This window comes from Colwellia sp. TT2012 (assembly GCF_001440345.1).
GTDB lineage: Bacteria > Pseudomonadota > Gammaproteobacteria > Enterobacterales > Alteromonadaceae > Colwellia.
Window position 1 is genome coordinate 379,929 of sequence record NZ_LJYX01000006.1, and the last position, 13,029, is coordinate 392,957.

Annotated in this window: 9 protein-coding genes; 6 read left to right on the forward strand and 3 right to left on the reverse strand. The window is 38.2% G+C overall.

The features are described 5' to 3' along the window. Nucleotides 1-175: 175 nt before the first annotated feature. Entirely contained in the window at nt 176-778 is a 603-nt protein-coding gene (locus ASU03_RS03375; RefSeq protein WP_057830468.1) for a pullulanase-associated domain-containing protein, read from the forward strand. A 187-nt stretch (nt 779-965) separates the two neighbouring features. On the opposite strand, the gene ASU03_RS03380 is transcribed toward ASU03_RS03375, so the two are convergent. Next, on the reverse strand, nt 966-1,901 hold the full coding sequence (locus ASU03_RS03380; protein ID WP_057830469.1) for a redoxin domain-containing protein: 936 nt from the start codon (nt 1,899-1,901) through the stop codon (nt 966-968). Nucleotides 1,902-2,114: 213 nt separating this feature from the next. Between ASU03_RS03380 and ASU03_RS03385 the strand changes: the two genes are divergently transcribed. Then, nucleotides 2,115-3,086, forward strand: coding sequence for a LysR family transcriptional regulator (locus tag ASU03_RS03385; RefSeq protein ID WP_057830470.1), 972 nt, complete (start codon nt 2,115-2,117; stop codon nt 3,084-3,086). A gap of 118 nt (nt 3,087-3,204) precedes the next feature. Further along, a complete protein-coding gene (gene pulA / locus ASU03_RS03390) occupies nt 3,205-6,099 on the forward strand; it encodes a pullulanase-type alpha-1,6-glucosidase (RefSeq protein WP_057830471.1) in 2,895 nt (964 codons plus the stop codon). A gap of 133 nt (nt 6,100-6,232) precedes the next feature. Here the strand turns inward: pulA and ASU03_RS03395 are convergent, their stop codons facing one another. Beyond that, nucleotides 6,233-7,105 carry a 1-acyl-sn-glycerol-3-phosphate acyltransferase gene (locus ASU03_RS03395; RefSeq protein WP_057830472.1) on the reverse strand — a complete coding sequence of 291 codons (873 nt, stop codon included), beginning with the start codon at nt 7,103-7,105 and terminating at the stop codon, nt 6,233-6,235. Between the two features lie 864 nt (nt 7,106-7,969). On the opposite strand from ASU03_RS03395, the gene ASU03_RS03400 reads away from it, so the two are divergent. Together ASU03_RS03400 and ASU03_RS03405 are read left to right on the forward strand one after the other, a co-directional pair. Further along, nucleotides 7,970-8,983, forward strand: a complete 1,014-nt coding sequence (locus ASU03_RS03400; protein WP_057830473.1) for an FHA domain-containing protein — start codon at nt 7,970-7,972, stop codon at nt 8,981-8,983. Beyond that, nucleotides 8,976-11,672: a serine/threonine-protein kinase gene (locus ASU03_RS03405; RefSeq protein ID WP_057830474.1), complete on the forward strand. Its 2,697-nt coding sequence runs from the start codon at nt 8,976-8,978 to the stop codon at nt 11,670-11,672. Before ASU03_RS03400 ends, ASU03_RS03405 begins: the two co-directional genes overlap by 8 nt. A gap of 56 nt (nt 11,673-11,728) precedes the next feature. Here the strand turns inward: ASU03_RS03405 and ASU03_RS03410 are convergent, their stop codons facing one another. Continuing rightward, nucleotides 11,729-12,109 carry a hypothetical protein gene (locus tag ASU03_RS03410; RefSeq protein WP_057830475.1) on the reverse strand — a complete coding sequence of 127 codons (381 nt, stop codon included), beginning with the start codon at nt 12,107-12,109 and terminating at the stop codon, nt 11,729-11,731. A 455-nt stretch (nt 12,110-12,564) separates the two neighbouring features. On the opposite strand from ASU03_RS03410, the gene ASU03_RS03415 reads away from it, so the two are divergent. Further along, nucleotides 12,565-12,966, forward strand: coding sequence for a hypothetical protein (locus tag ASU03_RS03415; RefSeq protein WP_057830476.1), 402 nt, complete (start codon nt 12,565-12,567; stop codon nt 12,964-12,966). The last annotated feature ends 63 nt before the right edge of the window (nt 12,967-13,029 follow it).

Sequence of the window (13,029 nt, forward strand, 5' to 3'; positions counted from 1 at the left end):
ATTTGTGAACAACTTTAATATAAAGCGGCTAATTACAGATGGATAGCCGTTGCATACGTATTCAAAGCGTAGCTTGGTCCTTCATGTACATTGAATACGTATGCAATGACTGTTTTAAAAACACCCAAGTCATTAGCTTAAAAGAGAAACTAAAAAACAAAAAAAGGAAATAGTTGTGATTTTAATAAAAAGCTTAAGGCATATGTTAATTGTTACGCTTACTTCAGTTAGTTTACTTGCCTGTGAAGGTAGTGATGAAATAACTGACGCAGTCACATCAATCCCTGTGGTTGATACTTTACCTGCGCCTGTGGTTAGCGCAGGCGAAAACGAGTTAGTTATTTTCTATAACCGTTCTGATGATAATTATGAACACTGGGTATTACATTTATGGAATGGCGATGGCTGTATTGCTTATGCCGATTTTGCTGATGATGAAGGTACTGTTTGGGATCTAGGCCAGGCAGCAAATGGTGAAGATCCAAACTATGGTGCTTATTGGATACTGCCACTAAAAACGGATCATAACGGTTGCGCTAATTTCATCGTCCATAAAGGTGGTGAGAAAGACATTGGTGGCGATACTAATAACGTAGTAGATCTAACCGGTGAATACACTATTTGGACATTATCAGGCATTAGTGATTTATTTACCGCCGCTATATTACCTTCAGGTAATATTTTTATTGAAGGTGCTAGTGCACATTGGCTAACTGCATCGACCGTTTTATTACCGATAGACAATGCCATTCAACACCAAGCCAAGGCGCTAATGTAGGCAGCCTGATTATTCAGCAGTGTCAGTAATATGTGTCAGCCATAGCAGTCAAATCAGCTTATCATGCTGGTAAAATAGACCTTGAGCTTGTTTTGAAGGTTTATGAGAAAGGCTTGCTGAGTAGATCAGCAAGCCTTTTTTTATTTTAGCTTTGGACCGGAAATCAGCAGGTAAATTATTACTCTTCTTATAGATTGGATATTTGTTCAGCTAAAGCTTCAGGCTCGGAAAAGTCAGAAGTTCTTAATATGACTTCACCATCTTTTACAATGACTAAGCTCGGTAATTCTTTCACGGCATATTGATGAAACATGCTATTGCTAACATCAATCGCAATGGCATGTTTTACCTGATACTTCTTAGTGTAATTCGCGAGTTCAGCAGGACCTGTCCAAAGTCTTGAGATGATGCCTTGCCATGCGATATTATCGAATTTCTGGGTCAAATTATTGACTGAGTTTTGTGCCGCTATGCATTGTTGTGATGCGGTTGGGCGAGAGTCTTTAAAATACCAATCACACCAAGTGGCAGTAAATAAAAACGCCTGTGTTTTATTATTATCAAGTGCTAGCCTCATAGGTTTTGCGGTTTCTGTAATGGCATTGTCGGCGAGTAAATCAAGTTGTTGCTCACTACTGAGCAGGGCGATTTTGTTATCAAGCACTGAATCGGCTTTGTGGCCAAGGTGAACTAAGTTCATTTGTTTATCGAACAATAAGTGATACGGAGTCCCTAGTAACCTAAATGCTTGCGCTAAGTCGCCACTACTATCGATAGCCATAGGCATTGATAAGTTAAACTCTTGCTGCACTTTCAGCACTGCAGCTAAATTATCATTGATACCTAGATTAATGGCGATGACCGCTAATTTGTCACTATGTTGTTGGCTAATTTGTTCAAAGTGGGGCATTTGCTCAATACAGGGTTTGCACCATGTTGCCCAAAATTTTAAATAGACCGGTTTTTTACCTTGATATTGCTCTAAGGTAACCACTTTTCCCGTGGTTAGGGTCATTGGCATGGTTAACAACTGCTTTGATAAGTTGCTAGCTTGCACCCAGAAAACTGGACTGATAAATAATGTCAGAGTGATGGATAATAACAATCGTTTTAACATGAACATAGGGATTCCGTTAGTTATTAGGTGAAGGTAATTAACTTAAAGGTAATTAGTTGAAATTTTATAAACTTTGCTGGCTCGTGTTTTCAATTAAAGCTAGTTTACGTCAAATTATTATTATCAGAAGTGCCGATAATGAATTATATTAGTGAATATAATTCATCAATACCATTCGTTGATTTCATTCACTCATTTCATTCATTGAGGAAGAGCATTATGGATAAATTTAAAGCCATTGCCTTGTTTATGTCGACTATCGAGACTGGCAGCTTTGCTGCAACAGCCAAAAAACACTCGACAGATCCATCCACGGTAAGTAAGGCTATTAAAAGGTTAGAAGATCAGCTCGGCTTGCAATTGCTCTATCGCTCTACTCGGCAATTAAGTTTGACCTCAGCAGGGCAGAAGTATGCAGATACTGTTGGCTCTCTCTATCAACAATTAGAGTTGTGTGAGCAAGAATTAAAATCAGACAATAATAGTTACAGTGGCGCGTTGAAAATTAATTTACCGGTATCGTATGGACGTATGTATATGCTGCCAATGTTGATCCAATTCAAAAAATCCTATCCTAAAATCCAGTTAGATGTAAGTTTCAATGATGAATATGTTGATATGATTAGTGATGCGGTCGATGTTTCTATCCGCAGTGGTACCTTAAACGATAGCCGTTTGGTAGCTCAAAAACTTTCACCCATGCCTTTTGTCCTGTGTATCAGTAATGAGGGGGTCAGTAGTAAGGGCGTAGGTAATAAGTTAGTAACCAGCAGCGAGATTGATATTTCGAATAAAGGACTCTCTGCTTTACCTTGGGTGTTATTTCGCTTCCAACAAACAGGTAGGACAATGCCGATAAATTTCTGCTATCAAGGTTGCCATATTAATGTTGAACCGAAAAACGTCACCATTGTTGATGATGGTGAAGCAATGGCCCAAATGTGCGCTGAAGGTTTGGGCCTTAGTCTTATGCCTCATTTTACCGCTAAGGCCTTAGTCGTTGCTGGCAAGATGAGGGTGGTGGCAGAACTTGATGAATTTGCCAATTCAGGGGTATTTATTGTATATCCAAAAAGAAAATATCTGCCCAAGCGCACGCAACTATTTATCGAATTTGTTAAAGCTTACCTTAAAGAAATAGGCGAGTTGCCATCCAAAACTTGGCTTGATAGCCCACTAAAACCGAGTTAACAGTGTAGAGTATCATGGAGTAAATATTGAATACGTATGCAATTAAGCAAAATCAGTATTTATATAATGGCTGAACGAGTAAGTTAATATCCATAACAATATTACCGACTCGTTTATTATGAAAATGTCTTTTTTTTCTCGCTCTCACTCAAGCCTTAGCCGGGCAATTTATGCTGTACTCTCAACAACTATGTTGGTTAGTGCATGTGGTGAAACAGGTAAACCTAGCCAACTAAGCCAACCAATAATTAATACTGTCAATAAGGTCACTGCTGTTGCAGCAAGCTTGTTTAAAGCAAGTGACTTGGCTAATTTACCGAGTGATAGCTCTGCTCATTGGTTAACCAGCCAATTATTGGTACTGCCAAAATCACGGAACAACTATCAATACCAGTTACTGAGTAAAAAATCAGCTGGTTTTAATGCCATTGATTTATTAGCGGTTAGTTTCCCAGATAAATTAGCAAAAAAGTTTCCACATTTAGCTGATTTTCAAGCGTATAAAGTGCAATTAACGCCAGAGCAAAGTAAGCGCTGGTTAAAACAACAACTCATGGTGGTGACGATTGAAGCCGGTCTTGGTCTAAGTAAACAAGCAAAAAAAATTGCTTACGTGCAAACCGGGGGCGTAATTGATGCACTCTATACTCAGGGCGAGAATGATGCCGATGAAGTGACTGATTTAGGCGCAACCATTATTAATAATCGACAAGGTGAGGGCGTTAGCACTGTTGTTCGTAGAGCTGTTAGCTTTAAGTTATGGGCACCAACAGCACAATCGGTTTCGGTGCAGCTTTTTGATGACAACTTACAAGCGCTTTCAGGCGGCAAACTTGCAATGCTAGAAGATAGCAATACCGGTGTTTGGCAGGTAATATCCGATAACCAAGCGAGTTATGCTTATTATAAATATCAGCTCAGCGTTTATCACCCAGTATCAAAAAAAGTAGAATCCTTATCGGTTACCGACCCTTATTCTTTAAGTTTATCTGTTAATAGTGAGTACTCACAGGTCGTAGATTTGAATGATGCAATCACTCAACCAGAAAACTGGCTGAATCAGTCAATACCGACGGTGAAAAATGTCGAAGATAATGTCTTTTATGAAACACATATTCGAGATTTTAGTGCCAATGAACAACGGCTAAGCAACCCTAAGTTTAAGGGTAAATATAAAGCCTTTAGTGAGACTAACTCTAATGGCGTGCAACATTTAAAAACACTGCAAGCGGCAGGCTTAAATAACATTCATTTATTACCTACCTTTGATATGGCTACCGTTAATGAAGATGCCAGTAAACATCTTGATATAGATGATAACCTGGGCAAAGTTTGCGCTATTACAGTCAATATCAGTATCTGTCAGCAAGCTTACAATGCTGAGCAAAGTATTAAATCACTATTACAGAGTTATGCCGTCGCAGGCGAGCAAGCGCAGCAGTTAGTTAGCGAGTTACGCCAAGTTGATAACTACAACTGGGGTTATGATCCTTTTCATTACACTGTGCCAGAGGGCAGTTATGCCGTTAATGCCCAAGGTGTTGCACGCTTAGTCGAATTTAGAGAGATGATTCAAAGCCTGCATGGTTTGGGATTTCGGGTGATTATGGATGTAGTGTATAACCACACCCATCAAGCTGGCTTAGCAACCAATGCTGTATTAGATAAAATAGTACCTCATTATTACCACAGATTAGACCCGATAACAGGCGCCATCGAGCAATCGACATGTTGTGATAATACCGCGACAGAGCGGGTGATGATGGCAAAACTAATGACCGACTCATTAGTGGTTTGGGCACGTGATTATAAAATTGATGGTTTTCGTTTTGATTTAATGGGCCATCAACCCAAGAATGTTATGTTGGCAGCAAGAGCCGCTGTGCGCCAAGTCGACAGTGATACTTACTTTTACGGTGAAGGTTGGAATTTTGGTGAAGTGGCTAATAATAAACAGTTTATTCAAGCCAGCCAGTTAGAGCTAGGTGGCAGCGAAATAGGGACTTTTTCTGACCGATTACGTGATGCCGTGCGTGGCGGCGGTAACAATACTCGCGATTCTCAAGGCATTGGCAATGGCTTATTAACTTTTCCCAATGAAAAACAACATAAAGAAAAAAATCGTCGCGCTTATGTGTTAAGAATGGACCAACTACGCATCGGTTTAGCCGGTAATTTAGTGAATTTCCCTTTAAAAGTTATTAATGGTAAAAAAGTATTAGGCAAAGATATTCCTTATGGTGATCAGCCCACGGGTTATGCGCTAGACCCCGCTGATACCATTAACTATGTTTCTAAGCATGACAACCAAACCTTATGGGATAACAGTCAATATCGTCTAGCTTTTGAAGTTTCTACTGATGACAGGGTTAGAATGCACTTGCAAAGTTTAGCGTTCACCTTATTCGCCCAAGGTATTCCTTTCATTCACATGGGCTCAGAGTTTATGCGCTCTAAGTCTTTCCTTCGAGACAGTTATGACTATGGTGACTGGTTCAATCGTGTCGACTTTTCTAAGCAAGATAACTTTTATAATATCGGTTTACCACCAGCAGAGAAAGATAAAGCTAACTGGCCGTTAATAAAGCAAGTTCTTGCCGGTCATCAGGGGCGAGATCAGGTTAATGCTAAGCATATTGAGTTTAGCAGTGATATATTTATCGAAATGCTAACACTGCGGATGAGTTCGCCCTTATTTAGACTAACAAGCAGTGCCGCGATTATTGATAAAGTGACTTTTCTCAATACGGATAACGAGCAGCTAGGTTTATTGGTGATGAAAATTGATGATAGTCAGGGCGAATCTGTTGATGACAAGGTATCTAGCATGATGGTTATTTTTAATACCAGTGATAAAAGACAAACTTTCGCCTATGGCAGCACTCAGGGGTATCAATTACACCCAATACAAAAAAATGGTGTTGATGAAGTGGTTAAGCAAAGTAAAGTAACGGCAACAGGCTTTACTGTGCCAGCACTGAGCAGTGTGGTATTTGTCAAACTGAGAGGTTAGTTAAGCTTTATTAATTAATCGAGTTTCATAACGCTTTAGGCAAAAAAAGGTCCTGTTGAGCAATTATTAATAATTGGCTCAACAGGACCTTTAATCTTTTTAAACCATTAGCGTTTACTCGCGTAAATGGTATTTATACACTCGGTGATAAATGTAGAAAACAGCCACGACCGGCGAAGGTCAGTTGATAGTGAGGCTCAATATTTTTATCTGTGCGCAGGGTTTTTTCTAACAAGCCTTTTTCAACTAAAAAATCTAACATGTTAGTTGATAGCTCACCCAATTTTGCTTTTGCGGTAATCTCAACTTTAGTGGCGACACCTTTAAATGAGTACAGCGCTTTTATTATTTTGGCTTCAACTTCAGAAATTTTTGGCATGCTACCTGTGTATGGAGGGTATTGATTTATAGGGAACTTACCTTGAACACTTTCGTAAGACGCTTGTATGGCTTTAATATCATTGTCTTTATTATCTGTTAATTTAAATGTATGAAAAACGCCAGTCTCTTTACTTAAGTAATCTACTTTCGCTAAAAATATCGGTAAATCACAACCTTGGGCAACATGATAAAAGCCACTTCTCCATTTAGGTACTAGGCCGCGTGTTCCTTCTGGAGTGAATAAGAAAAACACTCGATTTAATTTTTGGCTATTGATAAAGCTTTTTATTTGTTCAACTTGGCCAACGCCTTTTGCGGAACGATCAATAGGGATGGCACCAAGGTACATCATCCAAGTGCCCAATACGGGTATTCGACATAAGGTATCTTTTACCGAAAAGTAAATTTTCACATCTTGTAAAATAGCGGCACCTAAGGCGTAAAAGAAATCCCAGTTTGAAGTATGAGGAGCCGCAATGGCTACACCAGCACCTTCAGGCGCTGTTTTACAAAGTTTCCAACCAGCGAGTTTAAACCAAAGAGTAAACATAAATTTTAAGAAGTATTTAATGAAAATACCGTCGAAGATGGTTTTTTCTCGAATGGTGAGTGCTTTTTTAGCCATGGTAAAGTCAATTCAAAGTTACAACTAAGATAGCTGCTATTGTAGCAGGTAAGTTGCAAAAAATATTGATGTAGCTAGCTATTTAATCAGCTTAGTCTTGGTGGTAAACACTCAAAGTGAACGTTTGTTTGAAATAGGGCTTGCTTCTTGAGCTAGCTAGTATATTTTTATCAATAAAAACGGGTTGTTAGTTTGTTTTTTTGCATAGAAAAAACTTATAGAGGGCTAGCAAGGTGTTTGAAATAAATAAACTGGGCTCATAGATAAGCTGCTTTATTTAAAAGGATTGACTTAAGGATTCCCTGTATCGGCATTATCCTAGGATAATGCACTGTTTTCGTCTTAATAAACTGAACGAGGGGTAGCTTGCTACCATGAGTTATTTGAACTCGACGATATCTTGTTATCTTACCTAGTAGAGTGGAGGCTATTTATATACCCGTTACCATTCAAAGTGCCTCTGAAACATGCATCTTGAATTGTAACGGGTATATACAACCATTATCTTCAATCATGCCTTGCCTAAAAACGTTTTTAATTTCAGTTCAATCCTGAATTTTGAAGGGGTTTTGGTATATATTAAAAATTCTGTTGTCTTTTTCTTGCCCACACTGAACTACAAAACAGATTGATTTAAATAGATATTTCTTTATAAATTACTACTTAAAAGTTAGCTGAGCAATAGTCAATAAGGACTAACACATTGTGTTTCCGATTATTTTTTAGGCTGTTCTTTAGGTGGTTACTAGCGCGTAATACGAGAAGTTAGTATATTCACTAGAAGAGTCACTTGTATTTATATACAATCAACCTTTCCATGCATTTCGCATCCCAGTATCTACTAAACGTATCAATGATAACATTATGGCTGCAATTTTAAATCTTAGTAGTAAAAACAAAGCGTTAAGTTACTTAAATGCCTGTCATTGTTTTGGCCGTTCGCCGACTAATGTTGATACTGTTATCAATGCTCAGGAAGTATCTCGCATACATGCGGTAGTTGATTGGACCCATGGTCAATGGCTTATTCGTGATATCAGTAATAATGGGACCTGGGTAAATAACCAAAAATTAGTCAAAGATAGCCCGCATAAACTTAAGGTTGGTGACAAGATCTTTTTTGCTGCAAGTGATAGCCACGGCTTTGCCATACAAGACTTGAGTCCTCCGCAAAACATGTTACTGCCTATTGAACAACATGGTGAGCACGCCACTGAATCACCCATTATTTTATCCGATGGCAATTTACTGCCCTCAGACGAAAACCCTGAGATTGCTTTGTTTTATGTGCCGAGTAAAGACCAGTGGTATAAAGAATTCTTGGTTGATACCGACGGCAGTGCCTATCCTGTGGTGAATTCTGATTTACTCTTTTTTGCTAATCAAAAGTGGCAGTTAAAATTAATTCCCTTAACTGAAAATACCGTGTTAATGGCTAAACCTAAATTATTAGCTCATCAGATAAAATATCGTTTTAATTTAAGTCAAGATGAAGAAAATACCGAATTGACGGTAACGACTGATGATGAAAAATTCTCTTTAGCTATTAAAGCACATCATTATTTAACTTTGAGTTTGGCTAGACATCGTGATGAAGACGCTAAAAATGGTATTGATGAAGATAATCAAGGTTGGCGCTTGCCAGAAATCTTGACCAAAGAGCTAGGCTGTGATATTACCCTTTTTAATACCCATGTTTGTCGCGCGAAACAACAATTTAGAGACATGCTTGAGGGTGCTTGTGACGGTGATGAATTAATTGAACGTAAAGGGAAAAAAATACGTTTCGCTGGTGTTTTCTACCGTATTTACAAAGGCAATGAGCTGATTGTGAATCGCGGACAAGATAAGATTTCTCTTACGGTATTACATGGATAATAAGTTACTACATTACAGCCGTGAACGATTATTAGGTGAAGGGGGCATGGGTAAAGTTTACCTAGCCCAAGATAACCAATTACAACGACAAGTAGCCATTAAAGAATTAACCTATCAGCCGAAAGATGGAGAGGTTAATCACGCCCTACAAGAAGCACGCTTATTAGCACGGGTGAACCACACTAATATTATTCAAATTTATAATGTCCATGATGAAGGAGATCATATCTCCTTAGTCATGGAGTATTTCCATAGTAAAACCTTGACGCAATTTCTACTTGAGTCCTACTGCACCCTAGTACAAAAGTTAGATTTGTTGCAGCAACTCTCTGCCGGCTTAGCCGCGGCGCATAAAAGTGATGTTATTCATTGTGACCTAAAGCCGAACAATATCTTAGTGAATGAGCAAGGGCTGCTTAAAATTACTGATTTTGGCATTGCCTTGATAGCAAGTAACGAAATTAATAATGAGCAGGCTGACAGTGCTGAAGGCATGCAATATGGCAGTTTGCTTTATATGTCGCCAGAGCAAATACAAAAAAAATCTTTAGATTATCGTAGTGATATTTTTTCATTCGGTATTGTTGCTTATCAATTAATGGTGGGCAGTCATCCCTTTGCTCTTGGTATTAACGGCGGCTCAGCCACTGATATTGCTCAAAGGATATGTCAGCAAACGCCGGAACATGCTAAAAACTTAATGCTTAATGCACCCAGCGCCTTAACCGATTTGTTAATGGAAATGTTAGTGCAACCTCTTGAGCAAAGAACTTTAACGGCTAGTGCGATAGAAAATCGTTTAAAACATATTAGAACTGCGTTAATACAAGCAGAGATAAGTGAGCAAGCAACTATACCTTTAAGTGAAGTACCTTTGGGTGAGTTGCCGTTATCTGCTCAACTAACCGCTAATCAATACGCTACCCAGCCTATTCAGCAAGCCTTTGCTTCTCAAGATACACAACAGCCAACTGAAAACTTACCAACCCCCTGGTTTAGACAGAACAATATAGTCATTACTAGCATGACTATATTTTGTATTATGCTGATTTTACTTTATTGGTTTGATAAGACTAATGAAGTGGAAAGCAAGCAAGTTGTTATATTAAAACCAACGTTGTCAGCCAGCTCGCTAATGGCGCCTATGCAACAAAGCTTAGTGACTTCAGCGGTGGAAGATGCTTTACGACAAGCGGTAATAAATAGCAAAAATATGTATTTAATCTCGCAACGAGAAGTGAATGCCATCACTAAAGCATATCCGGATGATTTAAATAAACTAAGGCAAGCAACGGGTGCTTCAGACATTATTTCAACCGAGCTAGAGTGTGATAATAGCCGCTGCAAAGTGAGCTTTTCTCGATTGGTTGCTAACGCTAATAACAATGACAGGTTAGCGGTAAAATATGAGAAAAATTGGTTAGCACCGATAGATAAATTTAATGCCATTTTTAGTACCAGCCAAATGCAATTTGCTGCACTTTTTCCTCAGCACGCAGAGGTCAATCAATCAGCTTTAGTACAAAGACCCATTAATGAAGATGATTACCGAGATTACATTGGCTTGTATAGTCAAATTAAAGGTCATGGCAAATATAGTGCCGACAGTTTGGAACAGTTAGAAGCCTTGTTAACAAGGTCACCTTATTTATATGCGGCTTATGGTTTATTCCGCGAGACAGCTTCAAATTTATATATCGATACCCGAGATAAAAGTTACCTGAAACGACTTGAACTAGTATTACAAAAATCCCCGCCCGAATATAGATACAGTGTTTACCATGCCATAGATAGTTTTTGGTTGGCCTCAAATAGGGGCGATATGAGCACTGCGAGACTGCAAATTGCGGAAGCGCAACAAAAAGGCGCTGATGATTTAACCATTTTAGGTTTTGAAGCCTTTATGTTTTTTAATAGCGGACAATATAAAGCAGCGGCTGACTCCTATGCCAATGCTTTTAAACTCAGACCGAGCACCGCACTATTAAACAATATAGCTTTTAGTTATTGGCGCTTAGGGGATTTAATTAAAGCAGAGTATTCATTAAATAGAATGTTAGCAATTGTGCCACATAATTATAGAGCAAAGCGCTTACAAGCAAATATTTGGTTACTGCAAGGCAAGCTTAAATTAGCGATTAGTGCGTTTGAAAAAATAGTAATTAGCTTAAATAATGGTACTGATTTAACCAATTTAAGTATGGCTTATGGCTTAAACCAGCAATACGATAAGTCGCTTAAATTTGCCCAGAAAGCGTTAAAGCTAAGCCCAAAACACCCTGTTAATTTATTAAATTTAGCCGATATTGAAATGATCCTAGGTAATGAACAGGAAGCTATTTCACTTTATCAACAAGTAGTTATCATTTTAGCAGGGAAAGATGAAGTTAAGTCTTTAACATATTTAGCGCAAGCTTATGGTCAGTTAAAGCAAGCTGATTTGGCTTTAGAAGCGTTAAGTAAAGCGCAAAATTTAGCTCCGGAAAGTGGTGAAGTCTCTTATACATCAGCCATAGTTTATAGTTTGTTAAAAGAAAATGCTTCGGCGCTTCATCATGTGAAAAAGGCGTTAAAGGATAATATAGGTGTTGTTTGGTTTAACCTTCCTTGGTTTGATAAATTATGTACAGAGCATGATTTTCAACAACTGATGACAAAATATGATAATGCTGAGCGTTGTTTAATTTAAACGGGTGCTCGTTTGAGTTTATTTGAAAATTTGATTACCGCAATGAGTAAATAAAATTAATTTTGGATAATGCCACCGCCATCATTAATAGCCCCAAACGTTGAAAACTGCTGTTCTTGCACTGGTTCAAGTAATTGTACCGATTGTGCGTTATAAATATTCGCTATCATCCAAAACATATGCGCATTTCTTTCTGCTAAGTTTAATAATCTTGCTAGTTTTAATGGCTCTGACTCAGCCATATTCAATAATTGCTTTAGTAGTTTTTTATCCGTTAAGGCAATGTCATTTAATCGGTCAACGAGAACGGGATCAGTTTCTGCCAGGGTGATTAACATCTCGGTAGTGTTGGCGGTGCTAGCTGCATTGGCGCTAGCTAAGAAAACACTGCTCGTTAACACCAACATTACCGATAAAACTTTAATATATTTATTCATAACATATCCTACTATTTTTTGTGATTCAATTGTTGTGGCTCAACCTCTGTACTAGGGATGAGTTCGCCTAAAAGCTGAACATAAATTTACAGACTTACTGCCTCGCAAACCATGACAGCCAATTACAGCTTACTTAATACTGCTATTTCTCTTGTTTTTCAATGTGTTTCTGCACAATAACGTGTTGTTAAATCATTGCTTATTATTATTATTTATTTGGTAGGCTGTTTTTTTTAGTTATCAATGAACTTTTATCTTTGTAATAGCTTGTCATTTTTTGTACGATTTTAACGGTAAAAAGCATTGGTTATTCAAATGTCAGGGCAATGTCATTGTTGTTGTAATGGCGTGTAATGTGCTTTTACTTGTAACTATGAAATAGTGCATTAAGGAAAGAAATTATTAACTTCCCTAAGAGTATTTATATATATTCGCAGGTAAGGAAGGCAATAAAAATGTGTGCAATGTTATCACCGGGCTTAGCCTCAACTGTTGATTTTAACCTAGGCAATGAGGTTGCAGTTGCAGCACCAAGCCTTATTACTGGATCACAAAGCTTAACCAAAGTAAGTAGGCAGGATAAAATGTCATGCAAGCAAGATCACCTGAGGCAGTTTGACGAAAGTGCATTGACAACCTTAGCTGAGTATCAAATGCATGGTAAAGGTAAGCATAAGTGTTGCCAATGCGCTTATAACTCTGGCTTCAAGCAAGGATCGCTGTTACAAAATTTCATTAGCTTAGATATTGACAGTTTAGGAGACGCACAGGTCAGTGCTGATGGTGGCTATAAAAGTGTTCACCAAGCTTTTGCTTTAGGGTATAGCGATGGTGTTAATTCATTTATTAGAAGTTAACGGTATTTTTTCAAGGTGTGCATAAGTTATAAGGAAGTAAAAGGGCTCAATGTTGTATGGGGC

Excerpts from the sequence above, each read along its gene's own strand:
- pulA (WP_057830471.1), top strand. The coding sequence starts at position 3,205 with ATGAAAATGTCTTTTTTTTCTCGCTCTCACTCAAGCCTTAGCCGGGCA.
- ASU03_RS03380 (WP_057830469.1), bottom strand. The coding sequence starts at position 1,901 with ATGTTCATGTTAAAACGATTGTTATTATCCATCACTCTGACATTATTT.
- ASU03_RS03415 (WP_057830476.1), top strand. The coding sequence starts at position 12,565 with ATGTGTGCAATGTTATCACCGGGCTTAGCCTCAACTGTTGATTTTAAC.
- ASU03_RS03410 (WP_057830475.1), bottom strand. The coding sequence starts at position 12,109 with ATGAATAAATATATTAAAGTTTTATCGGTAATGTTGGTGTTAACGAGC.
- ASU03_RS03385 (WP_057830470.1), top strand. The coding sequence starts at position 2,115 with ATGGATAAATTTAAAGCCATTGCCTTGTTTATGTCGACTATCGAGACT.
- ASU03_RS03395 (WP_057830472.1), bottom strand. The coding sequence starts at position 7,105 with ATGGCTAAAAAAGCACTCACCATTCGAGAAAAAACCATCTTCGACGGT.
- ASU03_RS03400 (WP_057830473.1), top strand. The coding sequence starts at position 7,970 with ATGGCTGCAATTTTAAATCTTAGTAGTAAAAACAAAGCGTTAAGTTAC.
- ASU03_RS03405 (WP_057830474.1), top strand. The coding sequence starts at position 8,976 with ATGGATAATAAGTTACTACATTACAGCCGTGAACGATTATTAGGTGAA.